This is a genomic window from Imbroritus primus (assembly GCF_964332355.1).
In the GTDB taxonomy this organism is placed as follows: Bacteria; Pseudomonadota; Gammaproteobacteria; order Burkholderiales; family Burkholderiaceae; genus Imbroritus; species Imbroritus primus.
The window spans coordinates 2,324,497-2,344,047 of sequence record NZ_OZ201293.1 but is presented as its reverse complement, the minus strand read 5'-3'; the positions used below and the strand labels follow the sequence as shown (position 1 = coordinate 2,344,047).

Below are 19,551 nucleotides of genomic sequence, written 5' to 3'. Positions count from 1 at the left end.
TTATGAATAACGAATCAGGGAGCAGGCATGCGAATCGTCCGGCAGGCGTTGTACCAAGAGGTAGCAGACCGGCTGCGGCAAATGATCGATGCCCAGGAGTTGGCCCCGGGCGCATGGATCGACGAACTGCGGCTGGTGGAGGTCATGGGCATTTCCCGCACGCCGTTGCGCGAGGCCCTCAAAGTGCTCGCCTCCGAGGGGCTGGTGCGCCTCGAGCCGCGTCGCGGCTGCTTTGTCAATGCGCTCACCGAGCGTGATCTCGACGACATCTTTCCACTGATGGCATTGCTGGAGGGGCGGTGCGCCTTTGAGGCAGCCACGCGTGCCACGGATGCCGACCTGCAAGCCCTTGAAGCGCCTCACGCCAAGCTGTGCCGGCATGCCGAGGCCGGCGAGATCGACGCGTACTACGAAACCAACTACGAAATCCACGAAACCATTCAGCGGCTTGCCGGCAACGTCTGGCTGAGCGGGGTGATCGACGACCTGCGCAAGGTGCTGCGCCTGTCCCGCCACAAGAGCCTGATGCTACCCGGCCGGATGGCGCAGTCGTGCGCCGAGCACCTGGCGGTGTTTGCCGCACTCAAGGAGCGTGATCCGGTGCGCGCGGAAGCGCTGATGAAAACCCACCTTCTGAACCAACGCGTGGCGTTGCGGGTCCTGGATGGTGAGACCGAGCGCGCCGCCGCGACGGACTCGACGGCTCATCCATCCGCTCCCGTGCTGCCCCATTCACGCAAGCGGCGCCTGACGCTTGCGGCATCTACGACGTCCGATGAGTGAGAGTGTCATGAGCGCGCCCGAGGTAGCTGAAGTCGATATGAAGATCCCTGTTTCCGTCCCCGAGTCATCCGGCACCTTGCTGTCCCGCCTTGGCAAGTGGTGGACCCGCAAGGTCGATGTGCCGGCAAAGGAAGCCGCGCCTATGGCCGCGCCGGTTGCACTGTCGCCGCGCGAGATCCGGCGCATGCGCGAGCAGTTGCGCCGCTGTTTCGATGCGCGCCTCACCGATGTCGCCGCCAACGAAGCGGCGCGCGAATGGCGCGACCGTTATACGGCCGCCGATGCGGACCTGCGCCAGGCGATGCTGGCCGTGCTGGCCGAAGTGGCTGCCGAGACCGGGAGCAGTGACGGTGCGCGCAGTGGCGCTTCGCAGCTGACGCAGGCACTGTCGCATGCGCGTATCCGTTTCTTCAAGCGCCTCAACGGGCTGGCAGCCGGTGGGGGCTTGCGCTTCCTCCTGCAACTGCGTGCCGATATGCTGCGTGCGCGCAAGCAGATTCCCGCACTCAGGCCGCTCGATGAAGACCTCGAAGGCCTGTTCTCGAACTGGTTCGATGTTGGCCTGCTGGAGTTGCGTCGCATCAGCTGGGACTCGCCGGCCTCGCTGCTGGAGAAGCTGATTGTCTACGAGGCTGTGCACGAGATCGCCTCGTGGGCCGATCTGCGCAACCGGCTCGACTCCGATCGCCGCTGCTACGCCTTCTTCCATCCGCGCCTGCCGGACGAGCCGCTGATTTTTGTCGAAGTGGCCTTCGTGCCGGACATGGCTGGCAACGTGCAGACGCTGCTCGACGAAGCCGCGCCGCTCGAGGATCTGAAGAAAGTACGCTGGGCCATTTTCTACTCGATCTCGAATACGCAGACCGGCCTGCGCGGCGTCAGCTTCGGCAATTTCCTGCTGAAGCGCGTGATCGAGGAAATCCAGAACGAGTTTCCCAAGCTCAAGCAGTTCGCCACGCTCTCGCCGATCCCCGGGTTTGCCGACTGGCTGCGCAAGCAATCCGCGTCACAGCTCGACGACGTGTTCGCGGTCCGGTCCCTGGTCCGTCACCGTCAGGTGCGCGGCAAGGAAGCGGCAGGACAGGACTGGCTGGCCTGGCTGCAGTCGGAAGAGGGCGATGCCGAGCAGGCGGCGGCGCGGCAAGCGGTCGGCATTGCGCTGGCAGCGCACTATCTCGTCAAGGTTCGCGATGGCACGTTGCCGGTCGATCCGGTCGCGCGTTTCCATCTCGGGAATGGGGCACAGATGGAGCGTCTCAACTGGCAGGCCGATGCGTCGAAGAAGGGGCGTGCGCAGTCATGTGGAATGATGGTGAACTATCTCTATGAACTCGATGCGCTCGATGACAATCTGGCGCAGTTGGGCGAAGGCAGTCCGCGCATCGGACGCGCGATTGCCAAGTTGCTGTAGTTGCAGTCGGTGCTGTAAGCAGTTGCATCAGGATAATTCCAATAATCTGGAGACAATGTGATGAAACGACGTCAGCTTTTGCTGGGCGCCGCGACCGTGCTGTGCGGTACCGTGGCTGCCCCTGCCTCTGTTCTTGCCGCTGATCCGTGGCCGGCCAAGCCCGTGACGGTGATCGTGCCGTTCCCGGCGGGCGGCGGTACCGATGCCTTCGCGCGCCCGTTGGCCAATCAGCTGAGCAAGCAGACCGGCAAGCAGTTCGTGGTAGACAACCGTGGTGGTGCGGGTGGCACGCTGGGTGCCAGCCTGGCGGCGAAGGCAGCGCCGGATGGCTATACCTTCCTGATCGGCGGAGCGCATCACGCCATTGCACCAGCCATGTACAAGAAGCTCGACTATGACATCGAGAAGGATCTCATTCCGGTCGCGTTGATCGCCACACCACCGCAGGTCGTGGTGGTCAATCCCAAGGTGCCGGTTTCGACGCTGCAGGAGTTGGTGCGCTATGCCAAGCAGCACCCGGGCAAGTTGAACTACGGTTCGGCCGGCAACGGCAGTTCGCATCATCTGGCGGGTGAGCAGTTCAAGGGCATTACCAAGACATTCATCACGCATATTCCCTACAAGGGCGCGGGACCGGCATTGTCGGACCTGATCGCGGGACAGGTAGACCTGATGTTCGACGGCCTGGGTTCGTCCGCGCAGCATATCCGCAGCGGCCGCATCAAGGCGCTGGCCGTGGCCGCGCCGCGCCGTTCGCCGGCCTTCCCGAATGTGCCGACAGCTGCGGAAGCCGGCGTGCCGGGGTATGAGGTCTCGACGTGGTATGCCGTGTTCGCACCGAAAGGCACGCCGAAGGAGATTGTCGAGCGCATGCACAGCGAGGTCCAGAAGGCCCTGGCGACGCCGGAACTCAAGCAGACGTGGCTCAACAACGGCTCGGAGACGCCGAACCTGAGCCAGGAACAGTTTGCGACGTTCGTGGGCAGCGAAGTAAAACGCTGGGCGCAGGTGGCCCAGGCCTCCGGCGCGAAACTGGACTGAGCATGCGTACCGTCGACCTGCACCCGCCAGGCGGCAGCGTGACCGTGATGCGCGATGGCGACATCGCCACGGTTACGCTGTTTCACCCGGACCGCCTCAACGCCATCAGCGTCGCCATGTGGCGCGGCCTGCGCGAGCATTTCGAACGTCTGTCGACGGACGAGACGCTGCGCTGCATCGTGGTGCGCGGCGCCGGCGGCAACTTTGCCGCTGGTGCCGACATTGCCGAGTTTCCCGAGGTGCGCCATGGCAGTGCCGGTGTGCGCGCCTATCACCTCGACATCATCAAGCCGGCGCTGCAGGCCGTGCGTGATTGCCCGCATCCGACGGTGGCGGCAATCGATGGCGTGTGTGTCGGTGGCGGGCTCGAAATCGCCTGCCATTGCGATCTGCGTATCGCCACGGCGTCGGCGCGTTTCGGCGTGCCGATCAACCGCCTCGGTTTTCCCATGGCCCCGGATGAGCTGGCCGGGCTGCTGGCGCTGGCCGGACGTGCGGTGACGCTGGAAATCCTGCTCGAAGGCCGTGTGTTCGGCGCGCGCGAAGCCCTGCAGAAAGGGCTGCTGACGCGTGTCGTGGCCGACGGCGAACTGGCGCGAGAAATCAGCCTGACCACGCAACGGATCGCACAGGGTGCGCCGCTGGCGGCGCGCTTCAACAAACGGATCATCGAGCGCCTGAGCCCCGCGGTCGAGCCCCTGACGGCCGAGGAGCTTGATCAGTGCTTTGCATACTGCGACACTGCCGATCACGCCGAAGGGATTCGCGCTTTTCTTGACAAGCGGTTGCCGCGTTTTGTGGGCCGCTGATTATTTTCGACCGGCCCTGGAGCCGCAACTTCACATCGACTGACTCATGAACGCCAACCTGTACGCCCTGTTCGAAGCAGCCTTTCCCGACGATCGTCAACGCTGCTGCATCGAAACTCACGATGGCCTGTATTACAGCTGGGACGACCTCGACCGCGCCACCGCCAAGCTGGCGAACCTGCTGCGCGCGCTCGACCTGCCGGAAGGCTCGCGTGTCGCGGTGCAGGTCGAGAAATCGCCTGAGGCGCTATTTCTCTACCTGGCCACGCTGCGCGCCGGCTATGTCTACCTGCCGCTGAACACGGCATACCAGGAAGCGGAGATCGAGTATTTCATCGGCAATGCCGAGCCGGCCGTGGTGGTGTGTTCGAGCAAGAACTTTGGCTGGGTATCGAAGCTCGCGTTCCGTCTCGGTACGCGTCATGTCTTCACGCTCGACGAGGACCGCACCGGCTCGCTGCTGCAGCGCGCCGCCGAGCACTCCAGCGCCTTCACTACGGTGGCGTGCAAGGATGCCGATCTCGCGGCGATCCTCTATACCTCGGGTACCACTGGCCGAAGCAAGGGTGCGATGCTGTCGCATGGCAATCTGTCGTCCAACGCCAAGGTCCTGCACAAGGCGTGGGGCTGGCGCAGCGACGACGTGCTGCTGCATATGTTGCCGCTGTTCCATGTGCATGGCCTGTTCGTTGCCTCGCACGGTGCATTGCTCGCGGGCGCCAAGACCATCTGGCTGCCAAAGCTGGATGTCGCGCAGGCACTCAAGCATCTGCCGCGGTCCACTGTGATGATGGGCGTGCCGACGTACTATGTGCGCCTGCTGGCCGAGCCGCGCTTCGATGAACTGGCGTGCGAGAACATGCGCCTGTTCGTCTCGGGTTCGGCGCCGTTGCTGATGGAAACCTTCGAGTCGTTCAAGGCGCGGACGGGCCAGACGATCCTCGAGCGCTATGGCATGAGCGAGACTGTGATGCTGGTGTCGAATCCGTACGATCCCAAGGATGGCGAGCGGATTGGCGGCACGGTCGGCAAGCCGCTGCCGGGCGTGTCGGTGCGCGTGGTGGATGGCGAAGGCAAGGCCTGCGCGCCGGGTGTGATCGGCAATGTGGAAGTGCGCGGCCCGAACGTGTTCTCCGGCTACTGGCGCATGCCAGAAAAGACCAAGGAAGAGTTCACGGCCGATGGCTGGTTCAAGACGGGCGACGTCGGCCGCTTCGGCGGTGCGATCGGCGACCGCACCGTGCCCGACGATTATCTGACCATCGTCGGCCGCAGCAAGGACCTGATCATCTCGGGCGGTTACAACGTCTATCCCAAGGAAATCGAGAGCTTCATCGACGACCTGCCAGGTGTGGTGGAGAGCGCGGTGATCGGCGTGCCGCATCCCGATTTTGGCGAGGCGGTGGTGGCCGTGGTGGTCCGTCAGTCCGGCGTCACGATGGAGCCGTCGGCCGTGATTGCCGCGCTCAAGGGCCGCATCGCCAACTTCAAGGTGCCCAAGCAGGTGCATGTGGTCGACGAGTTGCCGCGCAATGCCATGGGCAAGGTGCAGAAGAACGTGCTGCGGGACCGTTACGCGGCCTGAGTTCTTTTTCTCGTGGCCCCAAAGAAAAAGCCCGCGCATGCGGGCTTTTTTGCTGGCGGAATGTTGCGGCGATCAGCGCAGCATCTGCACCGAGCCAGACACGGTCACCGTCACCTGGGCCTTGCCGCCTTCGACCGGCACGGGCGCAGCCATGGCTTCGGCCGCCATGGTCTTGGCCATGTAGGCGCGCGGCATCGGCGTCACCGCGCCGGCTTGTCCGACATGCACATTGCGGATGGTATAGCTGCCGTAGCCGAAGGCCTTTGCGGTGTGCTGGGCCTTGGTTTTGAACGAGGCAATGGCTTCGTCGATCAACTTGCTTTCTGCTGCATCACGCGCTTCGCGCGACAGCGAGAAGGCGATGTTCTGCACCTGCATCTGGCTGGCCAGCTCGCCCGCCAGCTTTGATACGGCCGCGAAATCCTTCGATTCGAGCCGCACTTCGGCACGACCGCGCCAGGCGCTGATGCGGCCATTCTTGTCGTTCGAAGGATAGATAGTGAAACCGCCCGATTCGGCCGTGACGCCCGGCGTACGCTTGGCTTCTGCAATCACGCGTTGCGCGCGCTGCGACAGGGCTGCCGAGATCGGGCCGGGCTCGGCGCCTTCCTGTTCCACGGCCAGCGTCATCGAGACGACGTCAGTCGGTACGTCGGTGGTGGCGCGGGCGTCGAGATTCAGTACACCGGCCGGTTCACGGCCATGTTCCATCGGCATGGCCGGCTGCGCGGTGGCGACAGCGGCGCTGGAGGCCAGCAGCGTGGCGGCAAGCATGTGTTTCATGGTGAGCTCCCTATCATGTGGTGCAACGATAGACGATCACCACGCAGGTTCGTTCAGCGTACGCGTGGCGGCCTTGTATCGATTTGTAAGCAGTCCGCCGCCCCGTCGTGCCTACAGCGTGCGAATGGCCTTGTACAACATATAGCTCGCCAGGCAGAACAGTAGCAGGGCGAATGCCTTCTTCAGTTGTGCCACGTTCATGCTGTGTGCCACGCGCGCACCAAATGGTGCCGTGACCACGCTGGCGGAGGCGACGGCGGCCAGTGCGGGCAGGTAGATGTAGCCGAACGATCCCGGCGGCAGGCCGGTCTGCTGCAAGCCGCTCCATACGTAGCCGATCACGCTGGCGACGGCAATCGGAAAGCCGAGCGCCGCGGATGTGGCCACCGCATTGTGGATAGCGATATTGCACCACGTCATGAAGGGCACGGAGATAAAGCCGCCGCCCGCGCCGACGAGGCTCGACACGAAACCGATCACGGAGCCTGCCGTGAGCATGCCGGCGGTGCCGGGCATCTGGCGCGTCACGGTGGTCTTGGAGGAACGCAGCATCTTGAACGCAGAGAACCCGACGAAGCAGGCGAACACCAGCGACAGGTAGCCCGTCTTGAGCACCGCGAATACCGCACCGCCGCCGATGATCCCGCCAATCAGGATACCGGGTGCCAGGCGCAGGACGACAGGCCACAGCACTGCGCCGCGCTGGTGATGCGCGCGGACCGAGGACAGCGAGGTGAACAGGATCGTTGCCATCGAGGTGGCGATGGCCATATGGACCACCGCTTCAATCGGAAAACCGATGGCAGTGAAGAGGATGGTCATGAACGGCACGAGCATCATGCCGCCACCGACACCGAGCAAGCCCGCGAGGAAGCCGGTGCAACAACCGAGAACAACAAGACTGACGATGAGCAGGAGGGACATGGAAAGGCCGCGGAGGGAGAGAAGAAAGCGGAGGTGTCATGCGCGGGGCATCAGTTCACGGGTGATGATGCGCCATTCGGCCGGCGTGACAGGGGTGATGGAGAGGCGATTGCCGCGCCGCAGGACGATCATCTCCTCCAGGCCGGGATGCGCGCGCAGGTCGGCCAGGGAGATGAGCGGTGTCTTGCGGATGAAGCGCACGTCCACCAGCGTCCAGCGCGGCGTGTCGCGCGGCGACTTGGGATCGAAGTAGGGGCTGTCCGGATCGAACTGGGTGGGATCGGGGTAGGGCCCCGAGCAGACTTCCGCCAGACCTGCGATGCCGGGTTCAGGACACGATGAGTGATAGAACAGCACGCCATCGCCAGGGCGCATGGTGTCGCGCATGAAATTGCGGGCCTGGTAGTTGCGCACGCCCGTCCACGGCAGCGTGCCCGCTGCCTGCAGCGTATCGATGCTGGCTTCATCGGGCTCGGACTTCATCAGCCAGAATTGTTGTTCTTGTTTTGCCATCGGTTCGGGTCGCGTCGTAGCGGTGCCGGTGAGGCCGCCGTGCGCGCCGTGCAGCACGGCGCGACGGGAAAAACAAAAGGCGGCCAGCGCTTGCAGGCTGCCGCCTTCGAGATGGGTCCCCGCCTCGGCCGCTAGGCCACAGTCCTGAACCCAAGTATGGTTCAGAGCGGTTACGGTAGCATCATTTCGGGTACATCAGCCGGACAGGGAGCCCCAGGTCGAGCCTGACGCTATGTCACGGGAGACGCGCGCGCCCACGATGCATGATCCCGTACCAAGCATTGCTTATCGGTTCAAGGAATGTATGACCTTGGCGAACCAGGCAGGGAAACTGTCATACCGGAACACGCCTGTCAGGCGTTCGCTCGACGCATGTTCGACGCTTGTTCGAGTATGGCAGCTTCAGGTGCCGGCGGCATCATGTGCCGCGATGGCCGTCGTGTATTGCAACGATGTTGCCACGATGGATGGCGCGGGAGCGATGATTCGGTGCCGGAAGCCTTGGGGATACTATACACCCGATCCCCGTCAGGCCCAAGTGAAACTCAATCGAGTCCGTATTGGCGCAGTGCCTCGTCAGCGCGCGCCTGCAATTCGCGCAGCCGATTCTGGATGGCCTCGACCGGCAGGGTGCTGTCTTCGGCCTGTTTTTGCTGCAGGTTCAGGAGATCCGAGGCAATGCTGATGGCCGCCATCACAGCGACGCGTTCGATGCCGCGCGACGCGGAACCGCCCTTGATCTTGGCCATGCGTCCGTCGACCAGTGCAGCGGCCTCGAGCAGGGCGGCCTCGTGTTCCGGCGCCACGGCAAACTTGTAAGACTGGCCAGCAATCTCGACGCCGATCTGGCGGGTATCCGAATGTTGTTCTGTTGCCTGGTTCATGCGGTGTCTCCGGAGCGGGGGGCCTCGCCGCCGTCGGTCGGGGCTTGCAGCAGATCGAGCTGGCGCGTATCGGCCGCGGTCGGCAGTTTGTCGAGAATGGTCTGGATGCGCTGCTGCGCTTCCTCGATCTTGGCGTTCAGCAGTTCGCGGTCGGCCGTCATGGCCTCGCGCTCCTCGCGCATGCGCGCGGCATCGGCCTGGGCTTCCTCGAGCGCTGCGCGCAGGCGCTGGTTGTCCGCCGCCAACTGGTCGGCGTGGAGCAGAATGCGTCCGAGGGTATCGGAGAGGTGTTGGATCTCGTTGAGCATAGCTGTCACTTCCGGTGTGAGCTTCCGATTTTAGCCCAAGCGCTCCGCGAGGCAGCAAAAAAAGGTGCAACAATGGGTTGCAGAGCACATGCGGCATCGGCGTGGAGCGATCCCGCGCCAGCGTTGACGCGCCAGCATGACCGCCTTACACTCCGTCCCGTCACTGGTGCTCGCGGGCTTGTCCCGCAGTTAAACGGGAAGCAGGAAGCCGGCTCCGCCAGGAGCGCGCGCCAACCTGCGCTGCCCCCGCAACGGTAAGCGAATGCTGCATCGGCGGTTCAACCGCCGGGCGGCGCACGGGATCCACATGTCACTGCGGTCACGCGGGAAGACGGTCACGTAGGCACGAAGGTGCAATTCGCCAGCCCGGATACCGGCCAGCGACAGCGGGATGGACCCGGCCAGGTGCGCCGCATGCCATCCTCTTTGCCGGAGATCCGCGGGGGAACGGGTCTGGCTGACGTTTCGTCATCACACAACAATATGGGTATTTCCACACTCCGGCCACTCTGCCTGGCCATGGGCGCGCTCGCCAGCGTGCAACCTCTGTTCGTCTCTGCACAGGAAGTCCAGCCAACCGAAACTGCATTGAGCCCCGTCGTGGTCACGGCGTCGCGCTCGGCGCAGCGCCTGCAGGATGCGCTACCGCATACTACGGTGATCTCGCAGGAGGAGATCGTGCGTAGCCAGGCGCTCGACCTGCGTACCCTACTGAAGCGGGAAGCCGGCGTCGAACTGACGCAGAGCGGTGGCCTAGGCGCCGGTACCAGTGTGTTCATGCGTGGTGCGAACTCGAACCAGACGCTGATTCTCGTGGATGGCGTACGCATCAGTTCGGCCACCTCGGGCAATGCCAATCTGGCTGACCTGCTGGCCGACCAGATCGACCGCATCGAGATCGTGCGCGGCAATGTGTCGGCGCTGTATGGCTCGGATGCCATCGGTGGCGTGATCCAGATCTTCACCAAGTCGGGCGAGGGCCGCAAGCCTGCGCCGAGTGCGCAGGTCAGCTACGGTACCCACGATACGCGCCGCGCCAGTGCAAACTATGGTGGCCAGGTGGGCGATACCGCGTTCAATGTAGGCGTATCGCACCTGCGTACCGACGGCTTCTCGGCCATCAATCAACGCCAGGTGCCGAACGTCAATCCGAATGACAACGGCTACGAGAACACCAGTGTGTCGGCCTCGCTCAAGCACACCTTCACGCCCGACTGGGAAGCCGGCGTGCGCCTGTTCCAGACCTGGAGCGAACTCAGCTATGACAGCGCCTTCGGCCGCCCGACCGACGAGTACGAAAGCCGCAACCAGGTGCGCACGCTGTCGGCCTTCGTCAACGGCAAGCTGACCGATCAATGGAAGACCCGCGTGGTACTGGCGCAAGGCAACGACCGCAACCGCAACACGCGCAATGGCGTGCACGACGGCACCTTCAACACCCGTACCCGTCAACTGACGTGGCAGAACGACTACACCTTCCTGCCGGGCCAGATGCTGCAGTTCGGGACGGAATTGCTGCGCCAGTCCATCGACACCAGTGCCTACACCGCCGACAATCGTCGCGTGAACAGCGTGTTCGGCGGCTATCAGGGAACGTTCGGCGCGCATCAGATCCAGCTGAATGCGCGGCGCGACAAGTACTCGGATTTCGGTGGCGCCAACAGTTACTTCGCTGGCTATGGCTATGCGATCAATGACACTTTCAAGCTGATCGCCAATGCCAGCAACGCCTTCCGCGCACCGACCTTCAACGAGCTGTTCTATCCTGGCTTCGGCAACCCGGACTTGCGCGCTGAACGGGCGCGCTCCATCGAAGCCGGCGTGCAGGCGACCGGCGTGCTCGGCATTTTGCGCGTGACAGCATTCCGCACACGCTACCAGGACCTGATCATTAACGCCGTCGGGCCGGGCGGATTGTTTGCGCCGTACAACGTCGGCCGTGCGCAGGTGCGTGGCATCGAGACGAGCTACCGCGGATCGGTGGCCGGTTTCGACATCCAGGCCGGCGTGACCCTCCAGGATCCGGAGAACCGCGATACTGGCGCGCAGCTGGTACGCCGCGCCAAGCGCTTCGGCAATCTCGGTGTCAGCCGGACCGTCGGCCCCCTCACACTGGGTGCGGACTGGTTCGTCACTGCCGAGCGCAAGGAGAATGGCAACCGGACGATTGGAGGCTACGGGCTGCTCGGGCTGAGCGCAAGTTATAAACTGACGCCCGAAGTATCCGTCGCAGCACGCGTGGACAATGTCTTCGACAAGGACCACCAGGTGATCTATCCGTACAACACGCCGGGCCGCACGGCCATGGTGACGCTGGCCTATCGGCCGAAGTAAGGCATGGCGCGCGCATGGTCGATCTGGCTGACGCTGGCGCTGGGCGCGCTGCTGGCGTTTGCTGCCTCGCTCACGCTCGGCAGCGTGCGTCTCGACCTGTCCGCGGTGCTGCATGCACTGGCCGGGCAGGGCGATGCGCTGGCCACCTCGATCGTGCTCGACCTGCGCCTGCCGCGCGCCGCCGCAGCCTTTGCCTGCGGCGGCCTGCTGGCGCTGGCCGGCGCGCTCATGCAGGTGCTGCTGCGCAATCCGCTGGCTGATCCGTATGTGCTTGGCGTGTCCGGCGGCAGTGCCGTCGGCGCGCTCTCGGCCATGCTGTTGACCCTGCCATGGTTGTGGATCAACCTCAGCGCCGCCGCCGGCGCGCTGCTGGCGATGCTGCTGGTGGCGTGGATCGCGCGGCGCGATTTCCGGCATGGCGAAGCCCATGCCACCGTTCACGAGGCGGGCTCGCGCCTGCTGCTCACGGGTGTGATCCTGGCGGCCGGCTGGGGCGCGCTCATTACCCTGATTCTGACCATTGCTCCGGAAGCCCAGCTGCGCGGCATGCTGTTCTGGCTGACGGGCGATCTTGGCGGCGCCGACCGTTTCGGGCTCAGCCTGGCTGTCTTGATCCTGGCGCTGGCCGGCATGCTGCCGCTGGCGCGCCATCTCAACGTCCTCATGATGGGCGAGCCGGTGGCGCGGGCGCTGGGCGTGCCCGTGGCCCGCCTGCGCCTGTCGCTGTACCTTGCCGCGTCGTGTGCCACTGCGGCTGCAGTGACTGCGGCCGGGTCGATCGGTTTCATCGGCCTGCTGGTACCGCATATGGTGCGGCTGGCGTGGGGCAACGACCAGCGCGTGGTATTGCCCGCCGCCGCATTGCTGGGCGGCTTGCTGCTGATGCTGGCCGACCTGCTGGCCCGCACCATCATCGCACCGGCACAACTGCCAGTCGGCGTGATCACCACCATGCTGGGCGTGCCGGCGTTCCTGTTCCTGTTGCTGAGGCGGCCATGAAACCACGGCAGGCCGCTTCGCTTCCGGTTTCTCCGTCCGCCACCTTGCGGCTCGATGCACTGCGGTTGGCCATCGGTGCACGTACGCTGCTCGCGCCGCTGACACTGGACATTGTGCCTGGCACGCTGTGGTGCGTGGTCGGTCCCAATGGCGCAGGCAAGTCGACCTTGCTGTCTACGCTCGCCGGCCTGCGCCCTGCACAGGGCGGACACGTGCGGCTGGTCGGCGAGGATGTGCATGCCATGGCGCCGGCAGCGCTGGCGCGTCAGCGGGCTTTCTTGCCGCAAACGCTGCACGATACGTTTTCGATGCCGGTGCGCGATGCTGTGCTGATCGGGCGTCATCCGCACCAGTCAGGCTGGGGGTGGGAGCAGGCAAAAGATGCCGCAATCGTCGATGCCGCGTTGGCGGCATTGGCGCTCGACAGCCTGGCATCACGCGACATCCGCACACTGTCGGGCGGCGAACGCCAGCGTGTCGCACTGGCTGCGACACTGGTCCAGCAGGCGCCACTCATGCTGCTCGACGAGCCGGTGGCGCATCTCGACCTGCATCACCAGATCGCCGTGCTCGACTTGTTGCGCAGGCAGGCGCGGGAGCATAGGAAGACCATCGTCCTGACGATCCATGATGTCAACCTGGCACGTGCGTATGGCAGCGACGCCCTGTTGCTGCCGGGCGATGGAACCGTGCTGCATGGGCCGGCGCAGGCGGTGCTGACGGCGGAACATTGTTCGCGCGCCTTGCGCACACCGATGATCACGGTCAGCGAAGGCGGCCACAGCGCGCTGGTGGCTGTACCGGGCAGATTGCCCTAGGCCGGGGCCGGTATCATGCGACGCAGATGGACGACGGAGCCAGCAGCGCGGATACGGTGCGGCTAGTCTTCACAGGAGTTGCGCCATTTTCAATCATTCACGGGAGTCTTCATGAGCACGCAGGACAGCGATGCATTGAACCAGCGCCATGCGGCGCGCATGCAGCGCAAGAAGGAGGTAGTCGATGCAAAGATTGCTGCCGCCACCGACGAGCGGGGTGTCATTGTCATCACTACCGGCAACGGCAAGGGCAAATCGAGTTCTGGCTTCGGCATGGTGATCCGCGCCATGGGGCACGGCATGCAGACTGGTGTTGTGCAATTCGTCAAAGGTGCGTTCGCGACGGGCGAAGAGCTGTTCTTGCGACAATTTGCCGCGCAATGCCGGTTCCATGTGATGGGCGAAGGCTATACGTGGGAGACCCAGGATCGCACGCGCGATATCGAGAAGGCTGCCGCAGCCTGGGATGTTGCCCGCACGCTGCTAAGCGATTCGGCCATCGGGCTGGTGCTGCTCGATGAACTGAACATCGCGCTCAAGTATCGTTATCTCGATGTTGCCCAGGTCGTCGCTGATCTGCAGGCCCGCCCGCCCATGCAGCATGTGGTCATCACCGGGCGTGGCGCACCGCAAGAGCTGATCGATGTCGCCGATACGGTCACCGACATGGCGGTCGTCAAGCATGCATTCCAGCAGGGCATCAAGGCGCAGCGCGGAGTCGAACTGTGAGTACCGTTGCCTGGCCGGCAGCGCCGGCATTCGATGACGCATTGGCCATGCGCCTGCAGCAGGCCATCGACTTCAAGACCAAGCCGCCGGGATCGCTCGGCCGTCTCGAGGCGCTGGCCCGGCAGATCGGCCTGATCCGCAATACCCTGACGCCCGATCTGGTCCGGCCCGCGATGCTGGTGTTTGCCGCCGACCATGGCATTGCCGATGCCGGTGTCAGCCGCTTCCCGGCCGAAGTGACGATGCAGATGGTGTACAACTTCCTGCGGGGCGGAGCCGCCATCAATGTGTTCGCCCGCCAGCACGGCATGCAGCTCGAGGTCATCAACAGCGGCGTGCGCGGCGTGCTCGATTGTGTGGATGAGCGGCTTGTGAATATTCCTGTAGCGGCCGGCACACGCAACTTTCTCGAAGCGCCGGCAATGACGCTTGCCCAGGCCGAGCAGGCCATTGCGGGCGGCATGGCGCGCGTGCGCCGTCACGCAGCGCTGGGTACCACCGTGGTCGGCTGCGGCGAGATGGGCATCGCCAATACATCATCGGCCGCCTGCCTGATGAGCCGCCTGTGCGACGTGCCGATCGACGCCTGTACCGGGCGCGGTACCGGTCTCGACGATGCCGGCGTACAGCACAAGCAGGCCATTCTCGCGCGCGCGCTGGCACGGGCGCCGCGGGCGCGGGAGCCGCTCGCTGTGCTGGCCGAGTTCGGCGGCTTCGAGATCGCCATGATGGTCGGCGCATACCTCGAAGCGGCAGCGCGGCGCATGGTGATTCTTGTCGACGGTTTCATCGCCTCCGCGGCGCTGCTGGTCGCTGAAGCACTGTCGCCGGGCGTGCTGCGCTATTGCGTGTTTTCGCATTGCTCGGATGAGCGCGGTCATCGCCGCATGCTGGCGCATTTCGGCGCGATGCCGCTACTGGCGCTCGATCTTCGGCTCGGCGAGGGATCGGGCGCCGCGCTGGCATGGCCGCTGGTGCAGTCGGCGGCCTGCATGCTGAACGAGATGGCGACGTTTGCCGATGCGGGCATCAGCACGGACCATAGCGAGCAAGGTGGCGAGCAAAGTGGCGAGCAAAGTGGCGAGCAAAGTGGCGAGCAAAGTGGCGAGCAGGGCGGCCATCACCAGAACAATGCCCGCAGTGGAGCACAACCATGAATACGGTGCGTAGCGGCATCCACTGGCTGTTCAGCGAACTGCGCTACGCACTCACGGCGCTTGCCTACTTCACGCGCATTCCGGTGCCGCGCTGGGTCGGCTACGAGGCGCATTATCTGAACGCGGCGGCGCGCTATTTTCCGCTGATTGGTTTGCTGGTCGGTGCCGTGGCGGCCGGCGCCTACTGGCTGGCGCTGCATCTGTGGACACCGTCCATTGCCGTGCTGCTGTCGATGGCGGCAACGTTGCTGCTCACGGGCGCCTTCCATGAGGATGGCCTGGCCGACAGCATGGATGCCTTCGGTGGCGGCTACACGCGCGAAGACACGCTGCGCATCATGCATGACTCGCGCATCGGCACATTTGGCACGGTGGCGCTGCTGGTCGTGCTTGCACTGAAATGGCAGGCGCTGGTGGCGTTGCCGCCGCCGCTGGCCGTCGTGGCGATGGTCGCGGCGCATGGCACGAGCCGGCTGTTTGCCATCGCTTACTTGCGCACCTTGCCGTATGTGCGGCCCGAGGGCAAGGCCAAGCCCGTCGCCAGTGAGCTGCATGGCGCGGCGCTGGCGATGGCCGTCGTATGTGGCGGCGCACCGCTGCTCGGCTTGCCATGGCCGCTGGCGCTGGCGATTCCGCTCGCGCTGCTGCCATTGTGGTTCTGGCTGGGCCGCTACTTCCGGCGCCGGCTGGGCGGGTATACCGGCGATTGCCTCGGCATGGCCCAGCAACTGGCTGAACTGGCGATCCTGCTCATGGCGGCTGCATGGATGTCGTTCTGATCCGCCACACCGAGCCGGTAATCGCACCGGGCCTATGCTACGGCAGTCTCGATGTGCCGGCGCGCGTGCCATGCGTTCCAGCACTGGCGCATCTGACGGAAACGCTGAAGGCGTTGCAGGCAGACGGGACGCTCGCCATGTCGCCCGCGCGCTGGTTCTCCAGCCCGGCGCAGCGCTGCGCGATGCTTGCCGGCCAGCTTGCCCCGCAGGGTGCAGCCCAAGTGTCGGCATTGCGCGAGATCGACTTCGGCCAGTGGGAAGGGCAGGCATGGGATGCGATCCCGCGCATGGAACTCGATGCCTGGGCTGCCGATGTCATGGGCTATCGGGGGCACGGCGGGGAGAGTGCTGCTGCCATGCATGCGCGTGTGGCGGCGTGGGCCGATGCATTGCCGCGCACGGACCTGCTGGCAATGGGTGTGGTGACGCACGCTGGCGTGATCCGGCAGCTCGCGGCACACTGGCTGCGCGAGCCACTCGAGACCATACTCGGCTGGCCACTTGCGTATGGCGCCGTCACCGTCTTCCGGCTCGATGCCGAGGGTGCAGCCTTGCGCGTCTGGAATCGTTGAGCGCGTCGATCGGAAGAATCTGATGCTAGCGTGTGCCAGCCGGACGGCGGCTGCGCGCCGTATCAAGCTGCTTGCACAGAATCTCCGTGGCATCGAGAATGCGCGGCCCCTGCCGGTTGATCAGGTCCCCGTCGATGGTGAACAGGTTGTTGCGCTGGACCGCCGTCATGCCGCTCCAGCGTTTCCAGTGCTGCAGATCGACAAGCGGCCGCGACGCTTGCGTGGCGCCCATGCTGGCCGTGACGATCGCTTCAGGATTGCCCGCGACGACGGCTTCCGTCGAGACCGTCGGCACCAGCAGCGCTTCTGCCGCGAACAGGTTGCGTCCACCGCAGGCTGCCATCACATCGCTCACCATGTGTTCGCCGTTGAGCGTCATCAGCGGTTGTTCCCAGACCTGATAGAACACCACCACCGGCGGCCGTCCCGCATAGGTCTGGCGTAGTGCGGTCAGGCGCTGGCGATAGGCTGTCGCCGCGCGGTGCGCACTGTCGGCTGTGCCAACCAGCATGCCGAGGCGCTCGAGCGTCAGCGGCAACTGGTCGAGCCGGCGCGGATCGCTGTAGAACACCGGAATGCCCAGCTTAGCGAGCACGGCGAGCTGGCCCTGCGCATTGCCGTGCCGCCACACCACGGCCAGATCGGGTTTCATGGCGGCGATGCGTTCGAGATCGAATGCCTTGTTGTCGCCCACGCGTGGAATGTCGCGTGCGGCGGGCGGGTAATCGCTGTAGGTCACGGTGCCGACGATACGATCGCCGCCGCCGGCAGCGAAGACCAGTTCCGTGGTGTGCGGCGACAGTGTCAGCACGCGCCGGGCTGGCTGGGCGAGCGTGACCGTGTGGCCGGCATCGTCGACCACGCTCACTGGCGCAGGCAGCGCGGGCGTGGCGGCGAACAGCAGGCTGGCGGCGAGAAGGACGGATAGTCGCGCGGACCGCGCAGAAAGACGCTTGAACATCATGAGAGCAGCACTGGAAGAATCATGTGGATGGCAGGGCATTGGGCCGCGCAGCAAGCGTGCCGAGCGCGGCGTCGAGACGCGCCCATGCTGCCTCGTTGCCGGGCAGGCCGATCCTGAGTCCGCCATCGAGTCCACGGTAGCGCTCCGCGCCGGAAGCGGCATTCAGATCTGTGCGCGAAGCCGGATCTCGCTCGGGTCCTGCCAACGCGGTATCGTCCTGCATGGCATGCGGTTCGATCGCCGGGAAGCAGCGCGTCCAGATGGCGTGCTGCGCGAGCGTGGTCTGCCACGCTGCGGCCATGGGTCCGGGGATCCAGCTGAATAGCGCGGTTTCCCTGGCGGGCAGGCCATGCTTGCGCAACAGTGTGCCGAGGCGTGTGCCGGCCTGCTGCAGGGCTGTTCGTGTAGCGCTTTGCCAGGCGATGTCAGCCATGGCCCGCGCCGCGATCCACCGTGCCGGCCCATTCACGGACCAGTGGCCGAGTGCCGTGTGCAACTGCGCGAGTACCGCCGGTGTGGCGAGCACGAAGCCGATACGCACGCCAGCCAGCCCAAAGAACTTGCCGGTCGAGCGCAGCACAATGCAGCCCGGCTGCGCGCTCAGTTCAGCGACGGATTGATCCGGCAAGCAGTCGATGAAGGCTTCGTCGACCAGCAGCGTGCCGCCGCGTGCCGCCAGGGCGCGATGCCAGATCCGTAGCTGCTCTGGTGCGATCAGCCGTCCATCCGGGTTGTTGGGATTGACCACCACGAGGTGGTCGAGCGCGTACGTGCCAGCAGCGGTGAGGGTATCGGCATGCGCGGTGAAGTCCGCAGGCGTCAGGGGAATGACCGTATGCCCGGCCCGGGCGAATGCCGGTGCGTATTCGCTGTACCCCAGCAGGGCGATACCGACACGGCCGCGCGGCAACAGATACGGCAGTGCGCGGATTGCGGCCTGCGAACCGGCGACCGGCAGGGCATGCGCGGCACCATAATAGCGCGCGGCGTGTTCGGCCAGTCCGTCATCGTCTTCTGGTAGGCGGTTCCAGATCGCCGCCGGAATGTCCGGCACAGGATAGCCGTGCGGATTGATACCGGTGGACAGGTCGAGCCAGGCCTCGTACGGAATGCCAAAACGTACGCTCGCTGCGTGCAGGTTGCCGCCGTGCGTGATGGATGCGCGCGGGGACAATGCCTCGGGTGGCGTGCGCGGCGGCATCTCGCGAGCGGTCATCGCGCCATGCCCTGCATGATCAGCGAGAGCGCCACGCACACGGCCAGCCACAGCCAGAGCGCATGACGCACCAGTGCCAGTGCGCGCGTGATGTCGTCTGCGTCAGGGGCGGCGACATCCTGCGGGCCGAGCGGCGGCCGCTGTTCGTCCATGCCGTGGTAACGCGCCGGACCGCCGAGCTTCACGTCCAGGCTGCCAGCGCCGCTGGCCATGACCGGCCCGGCATTTGGGCTGGACCACTGCGGCGCTTGCGTGCGCCAGCAGGCCAGGGCGCGGCGGGTGTTGCCGAGCAGCGCGTAGCTGCATGCGGTGAGGCGCGCCGGCAGCCAGTTCAGCGCATCATCGATGCGTGCGGCGACGCGGCCGAAATGCAGAAAGCGCGGCGTGCGGTAGCCCCACATCGCATCGAGCGTATTGGCGAGGCGAAACAGCACGACAGCGGGTGCGCCGCCGACGAGGAACCAGAATAGCGCGCCGAATACGGCATCGTTGCCGTTCTCGAGTGTCGATTCGACCGCAGCCTTGGCGAGTGCCGCAGCATCGGCATCGGCTGTATCGCGTGACACGATGCGGGCAGTCAGTTGGCGTGCTGCGGGCAGATCGCCGTCACGCAGCGCCGCGGCGATCGGCGCGACGTGCTGGGCGAGGCTGCGTGCGCCGAGCGCGAGATACAGCAGCAACACCTGCCATGCGGCGGCGAGCCACCATGCCTGCGCTGCCAGCCAGATGGTCAACAGCGCCGTGCCAATGACCGGAGGAAGGATGAGGAGGCCCCAGGCGAGCAGGCCGCGTGCGATTTTTCCGGCGGGCGTGGCGGGCCGGTTCAGCCGCTGTTCGAGCCAGCCGGCGAGGCGGCCGAAGCCGACAAGCGGATGCCAGCGGCCGGGTTCGCCGAATACGCGGTCGGCCAGCACGCCGGCGCAGGCCAGCAGCGTCATCATG

The 19,551-nt window shown here is 65.2% G+C and carries 20 protein-coding genes, 1 other RNA gene and 1 riboswitch; of the genes, 12 read left to right on the top strand and 9 right to left on the bottom strand.

What is annotated here, in order from left to right; genetic code table 11:
- Positions 1 to 27 precede the first annotated feature (27 nt).
- From ACQ3C8_RS10695 to ACQ3C8_RS10675, 5 genes are read left to right on the top strand one after another with little or no spacing between them, the layout of a single operon-like run.
- Positions 28 to 783 carry a GntR family transcriptional regulator gene (locus tag ACQ3C8_RS10695; RefSeq protein WP_428851555.1) on the top strand — a complete coding sequence of 252 codons (756 nt, stop codon included), beginning with the start codon at positions 28 to 30 and terminating at the stop codon, positions 781 to 783.
- A gap of 7 nt (positions 784 to 790) precedes the next feature.
- A complete protein-coding gene (locus ACQ3C8_RS10690; RefSeq protein ID WP_428851554.1) occupies positions 791 to 2,194 on the top strand; it encodes a malonyl-CoA decarboxylase domain-containing protein in 1,404 nt (467 codons plus the stop codon).
- Positions 2,195 to 2,254: 60 nt separating this feature from the next.
- On the top strand, positions 2,255 to 3,235 hold the full coding sequence (locus ACQ3C8_RS10685; RefSeq protein WP_428851553.1) for a Bug family tripartite tricarboxylate transporter substrate binding protein: 981 nt from the start codon (positions 2,255 to 2,257) through the stop codon (positions 3,233 to 3,235).
- Positions 3,236 to 3,237: 2 nt separating this feature from the next.
- The gene (locus ACQ3C8_RS10680) at positions 3,238 to 4,044 is read left to right on the top strand and encodes an enoyl-CoA hydratase/isomerase family protein (protein ID WP_428851552.1); all 807 of its coding nucleotides are present in this window, start codon (positions 3,238 to 3,240) and stop codon (positions 4,042 to 4,044) included.
- 46 nt (positions 4,045 to 4,090) lie between these two features.
- Complete coding sequence (locus tag ACQ3C8_RS10675; protein WP_009523181.1) at positions 4,091 to 5,629, top strand: malonate--CoA ligase; 1,539 nt, start codon at positions 4,091 to 4,093, stop codon at positions 5,627 to 5,629.
- A gap of 72 nt (positions 5,630 to 5,701) precedes the next feature.
- Here ACQ3C8_RS10675 and ACQ3C8_RS10670 read toward each other — a convergent pair whose 3' ends face one another.
- The 6 genes from ACQ3C8_RS10670 to ACQ3C8_RS10645 all read right to left on the bottom strand — a co-directional run bounded on the left by ACQ3C8_RS10670 (position 5,702) and on the right by ACQ3C8_RS10645 (position 9,041).
- Positions 5,702 to 6,412 (bottom strand): SIMPL domain-containing protein, encoded by a 711-nt coding sequence (locus ACQ3C8_RS10670; protein ID WP_009523180.1) that lies wholly within the window; start codon positions 6,410 to 6,412, stop codon positions 5,702 to 5,704.
- A gap of 111 nt (positions 6,413 to 6,523) precedes the next feature.
- On the bottom strand, positions 6,524 to 7,336 hold the full coding sequence (locus ACQ3C8_RS10665; RefSeq protein WP_428851551.1) for a sulfite exporter TauE/SafE family protein: 813 nt from the start codon (positions 7,334 to 7,336) through the stop codon (positions 6,524 to 6,526).
- A gap of 36 nt (positions 7,337 to 7,372) precedes the next feature.
- Entirely contained in the window at positions 7,373 to 7,849 is a 477-nt protein-coding gene (locus ACQ3C8_RS10660; RefSeq protein WP_037030509.1) for an EVE domain-containing protein, read from the bottom strand.
- A gap of 112 nt (positions 7,850 to 7,961) precedes the next feature.
- A non-coding RNA gene (gene ssrS / locus ACQ3C8_RS10655) (6S RNA) lies at positions 7,962 to 8,181 on the bottom strand.
- A 213-nt stretch (positions 8,182 to 8,394) separates the two neighbouring features.
- Complete coding sequence (locus tag ACQ3C8_RS10650; protein ID WP_009523177.1) at positions 8,395 to 8,733, bottom strand: cell division protein ZapA; 339 nt, start codon at positions 8,731 to 8,733, stop codon at positions 8,395 to 8,397.
- A complete protein-coding gene (locus ACQ3C8_RS10645) occupies positions 8,730 to 9,041 on the bottom strand; it encodes a hypothetical protein (RefSeq protein WP_009523176.1) in 312 nt (103 codons plus the stop codon). Before ACQ3C8_RS10645 ends, ACQ3C8_RS10650 begins: the two co-directional genes overlap by 4 nt.
- Before the next feature lie 147 nt (positions 9,042 to 9,188).
- Positions 9,189 to 9,437, top strand: a riboswitch (cobalamin riboswitch).
- 18 nt (positions 9,438 to 9,455) lie between these two features.
- On the opposite strand from ACQ3C8_RS10645, the gene ACQ3C8_RS10640 reads away from it, so the two are divergent.
- The 7 genes from ACQ3C8_RS10640 (at position 9,456) to ACQ3C8_RS10610 (ending at position 16,429) form a co-directional block, all read left to right on the top strand.
- Complete coding sequence (locus ACQ3C8_RS10640; RefSeq protein ID WP_428851550.1) at positions 9,456 to 11,375, top strand: TonB-dependent receptor domain-containing protein; 1,920 nt, start codon at positions 9,456 to 9,458, stop codon at positions 11,373 to 11,375.
- Positions 11,376 to 11,378: 3 nt separating this feature from the next.
- Positions 11,379 to 12,374: a FecCD family ABC transporter permease gene (locus ACQ3C8_RS10635; RefSeq protein ID WP_428851549.1), complete on the top strand. Its 996-nt coding sequence runs from the start codon at positions 11,379 to 11,381 to the stop codon at positions 12,372 to 12,374.
- Positions 12,371 to 13,192, top strand: coding sequence for an ABC transporter ATP-binding protein (locus ACQ3C8_RS10630; RefSeq protein ID WP_428851548.1), 822 nt, complete (start codon positions 12,371 to 12,373; stop codon positions 13,190 to 13,192). Before ACQ3C8_RS10635 ends, ACQ3C8_RS10630 begins: the two co-directional genes overlap by 4 nt.
- A 111-nt stretch (positions 13,193 to 13,303) precedes the next feature.
- Entirely contained in the window at positions 13,304 to 13,921 is a 618-nt protein-coding gene (gene cobO, locus ACQ3C8_RS10625; RefSeq protein WP_428851547.1) for a cob(I)yrinic acid a,c-diamide adenosyltransferase, read from the top strand.
- Complete coding sequence (cobT, locus tag ACQ3C8_RS10620; protein WP_428851546.1) at positions 13,918 to 15,078, top strand: nicotinate-nucleotide--dimethylbenzimidazole phosphoribosyltransferase; 1,161 nt, start codon at positions 13,918 to 13,920, stop codon at positions 15,076 to 15,078. The genes cobO and cobT overlap by 4 nt, the downstream gene beginning before the upstream one ends.
- Entirely contained in the window at positions 15,075 to 15,857 is a 783-nt protein-coding gene (locus tag ACQ3C8_RS10615) for an adenosylcobinamide-GDP ribazoletransferase (protein WP_428851545.1), read from the top strand. Before cobT ends, ACQ3C8_RS10615 begins: the two co-directional genes overlap by 4 nt.
- The gene (locus ACQ3C8_RS10610; RefSeq protein WP_428851544.1) at positions 15,842 to 16,429 is read left to right on the top strand and encodes a histidine phosphatase family protein; all 588 of its coding nucleotides are present in this window, start codon (positions 15,842 to 15,844) and stop codon (positions 16,427 to 16,429) included. The genes ACQ3C8_RS10615 and ACQ3C8_RS10610 overlap by 16 nt, the downstream gene beginning before the upstream one ends.
- A gap of 25 nt (positions 16,430 to 16,454) precedes the next feature.
- On the opposite strand, the gene ACQ3C8_RS10605 is transcribed toward ACQ3C8_RS10610, so the two are convergent.
- Genes ACQ3C8_RS10605 through cbiB form a run of 3 tightly spaced genes read right to left on the bottom strand, consistent with a single transcriptional unit; the run spans position 16,455 to position 19,550 of the window.
- Positions 16,455 to 17,393: a cobalamin-binding protein gene (locus ACQ3C8_RS10605; RefSeq protein WP_428851543.1), complete on the bottom strand. Its 939-nt coding sequence runs from the start codon at positions 17,391 to 17,393 to the stop codon at positions 16,455 to 16,457.
- A gap of 19 nt (positions 17,394 to 17,412) precedes the next feature.
- On the bottom strand, positions 17,413 to 18,609 hold the full coding sequence (cobD, locus tag ACQ3C8_RS10600) for a threonine-phosphate decarboxylase CobD (protein WP_428851542.1): 1,197 nt from the start codon (positions 18,607 to 18,609) through the stop codon (positions 17,413 to 17,415).
- Entirely contained in the window at positions 18,606 to 19,550 is a 945-nt protein-coding gene (gene cbiB, locus ACQ3C8_RS10595) for an adenosylcobinamide-phosphate synthase CbiB (protein WP_428853063.1), read from the bottom strand. The genes cobD and cbiB overlap by 4 nt, the downstream gene beginning before the upstream one ends.
- Position 19,551: the final 1 nt, after the last annotated feature.

Bases quoted from the DNA above. Each gene is read 5' to 3' on its own strand.
- ACQ3C8_RS10695 (WP_428851555.1), top strand. From the start codon at position 28: ATGCGAATCGTCCGGCAGGCGTTGTACCAAGAGGTAGCAGACCGGCTG.
- ACQ3C8_RS10690 (WP_428851554.1), top strand. From the start codon at position 791: ATGAGCGCGCCCGAGGTAGCTGAAGTCGATATGAAGATCCCTGTTTCC.
- ACQ3C8_RS10685 (WP_428851553.1), top strand. From the start codon at position 2,255: ATGAAACGACGTCAGCTTTTGCTGGGCGCCGCGACCGTGCTGTGCGGT.
- ACQ3C8_RS10680 (WP_428851552.1), top strand. From the start codon at position 3,238: ATGCGTACCGTCGACCTGCACCCGCCAGGCGGCAGCGTGACCGTGATG.
- ACQ3C8_RS10675 (WP_009523181.1), top strand. From the start codon at position 4,091: ATGAACGCCAACCTGTACGCCCTGTTCGAAGCAGCCTTTCCCGACGAT.
- ACQ3C8_RS10670 (WP_009523180.1), bottom strand. From the start codon at position 6,412: ATGAAACACATGCTTGCCGCCACGCTGCTGGCCTCCAGCGCCGCTGTC.
- ACQ3C8_RS10665 (WP_428851551.1), bottom strand. From the start codon at position 7,336: ATGTCCCTCCTGCTCATCGTCAGTCTTGTTGTTCTCGGTTGTTGCACC.
- ACQ3C8_RS10660 (WP_037030509.1), bottom strand. From the start codon at position 7,849: ATGGCAAAACAAGAACAACAATTCTGGCTGATGAAGTCCGAGCCCGAT.
- ACQ3C8_RS10650 (WP_009523177.1), bottom strand. From the start codon at position 8,733: ATGAACCAGGCAACAGAACAACATTCGGATACCCGCCAGATCGGCGTC.
- ACQ3C8_RS10645 (WP_009523176.1), bottom strand. From the start codon at position 9,041: ATGCTCAACGAGATCCAACACCTCTCCGATACCCTCGGACGCATTCTG.
- ACQ3C8_RS10640 (WP_428851550.1), top strand. From the start codon at position 9,456: ATGCCATCCTCTTTGCCGGAGATCCGCGGGGGAACGGGTCTGGCTGAC.
- ACQ3C8_RS10635 (WP_428851549.1), top strand. From the start codon at position 11,379: ATGGCGCGCGCATGGTCGATCTGGCTGACGCTGGCGCTGGGCGCGCTG.
- ACQ3C8_RS10630 (WP_428851548.1), top strand. From the start codon at position 12,371: ATGAAACCACGGCAGGCCGCTTCGCTTCCGGTTTCTCCGTCCGCCACC.
- cobO (WP_428851547.1), top strand. From the start codon at position 13,304: ATGAGCACGCAGGACAGCGATGCATTGAACCAGCGCCATGCGGCGCGC.
- ACQ3C8_RS10615 (WP_428851545.1), top strand. From the start codon at position 15,075: ATGAATACGGTGCGTAGCGGCATCCACTGGCTGTTCAGCGAACTGCGC.
- ACQ3C8_RS10610 (WP_428851544.1), top strand. From the start codon at position 15,842: ATGGATGTCGTTCTGATCCGCCACACCGAGCCGGTAATCGCACCGGGC.
- ACQ3C8_RS10605 (WP_428851543.1), bottom strand. From the start codon at position 17,393: ATGATGTTCAAGCGTCTTTCTGCGCGGTCCGCGCGACTATCCGTCCTT.
- cobD (WP_428851542.1), bottom strand. From the start codon at position 18,609: ATGACCGCTCGCGAGATGCCGCCGCGCACGCCACCCGAGGCATTGTCC.
- cbiB (WP_428853063.1), bottom strand. From the start codon at position 19,550: ATGATGACGCTGCTGGCCTGCGCCGGCGTGCTGGCCGACCGCGTATTC.